Source organism: Paenibacillus periandrae, assembly GCF_022458865.1.
In the GTDB taxonomy this organism is placed as follows: Bacteria; Bacillota; Bacilli; order Paenibacillales; family NBRC-103111; genus Paenibacillus_S; species Paenibacillus_S periandrae.
The window spans coordinates 1-609 of sequence record NZ_JAJNMU010000112.1 but is presented as its reverse complement, the minus strand read 5'-3'; the positions used below and the strand labels follow the sequence as shown (position 1 = coordinate 609).

Here is a 609-nt window from a genome sequence, read left to right as displayed (position 1 = left end):
GCCGGCAGCCTGTTCAAGTATTGTACTATCGTACCCATCCCTGAATCCTCAGGAGCTCTAGCTTGAGGCTCTGCAACCCAAATCGATCATTCATAGTTCGCCGGCAGATTTGGCACCTTGACTACGCAGCCATTGAACCAGATCAACAGCGGAACTACGTTGCGCTGCGTCCAGTGGGGTCAATCCATCCCAAACCGAAATCCAGTTCAGTTCAGCACCTCGGTCGAGAAGGTACTCTGCAGAGCATCGTTGTCCACCGTGGCAAGCGCACCAGAAGGCGACGGTAATCTTGTCAGGAGGTGAAGAGCGACTTGCTCCCCAAGGGTATCGCTCTGAAAGTGTGGAACCGGCGAAGTAGGCCTCTATTGCAGCCAATTGTCCTAGCGCAGCCGCATGCCAGAGTGCGATCTGAGCTCCACGTTTAACCAACCTATGCGCTGCCCGCCACTGTGCGAATGCTACTGCATCGTCTAGTGGTGTGCCACCTGCGATCACTGCACCTGGCGCTTCGATGTCGGCGCCAGCATCAAGAAGCGCATCAAGCACTTCAATGTCATCGCAGCTCGAAGCCCAATGAAGCGGTGTCTCGGTGTGTGATCCAATGAACCG

The 609-nt window shown here is 55.3% G+C and carries 1 protein-coding gene; it reads right to left on the bottom strand.

The genetic code is table 11. From position 1 onward, the window contains the following. Positions 1–90: 90 nt before the first annotated feature. Positions 91–609 (bottom strand): ankyrin repeat domain-containing protein (locus LRL21_RS44785; protein ID WP_420832579.1); only part of this gene is annotated, 519 nt, incomplete at its 5' end.